Here is a 574-nt window from a genome sequence, read left to right as displayed (position 1 = left end):
AACGTCCTCGCGAACGAACGCACGAACGAAGGTATCGGCATGCAGGCGCACGCAGTACGTCCATCCCGCCTTCTGCACCGCCTGAAGCAGGGAGACACAGTGAAACTCCCCGTCCCCGATCACGATCACCTCGGCCTCCTCGGGAACGAGCGCGGCCAATTCGTGCACGAAGCAGCGCTGCAGGTCTTGGCCGGTCACCCCCGAGGTGGCGTGCACGCGCCACAGAACCGGAAGCGCCCGGCGACGAAACGCGACCGCGGCCACAAGCAGGCGCCGTTCCCCGGTCAAATGCAGCGTGTCGATCAACAGGCGAACCGGACCGGCGGCGGCTGCAGCCTTCAGCAGCGAGCGTGCCACCGGCCGGTACCAATCGCCGGGCCGAACGGCCTCGTTGGCTAGAAAGCGGCGCAAGCGCCGGGTCTTGCTTGCCTGTTGGGCGCGCCCGAAGCACCGGTCGGCGATCTTGGGCAGGTGCACATGCTCGGCCTCGTAAAGGCCCGCACAAAAGCGGGTCAGGTTCCGCCTCCGGGTCTTACGCAGTGGAGGAAGCTGTTGGCAAATGGCTCGCTCGATG

General features: G+C 66.6%; 1 pseudogene. It reads right to left on the bottom strand.

What is annotated here, in order from left to right:
- A pseudogene (locus CRI94_RS17425) lies at positions 1-477 on the bottom strand (transposase); the annotation flags it as partial.
- Positions 478-574 lie beyond the last annotated feature (97 nt).

Origin of the sequence: Longibacter salinarum (assembly GCF_002554795.1) — a bacterium.
Taxonomy (GTDB): Bacteria; Bacteroidota; Rhodothermia; order Rhodothermales; family Salinibacteraceae; genus Longibacter; species Longibacter salinarum.
The sequence above is the reverse complement of the archived record's forward strand: the minus strand, read 5'-3'. Positions and strand labels throughout refer to the sequence as shown.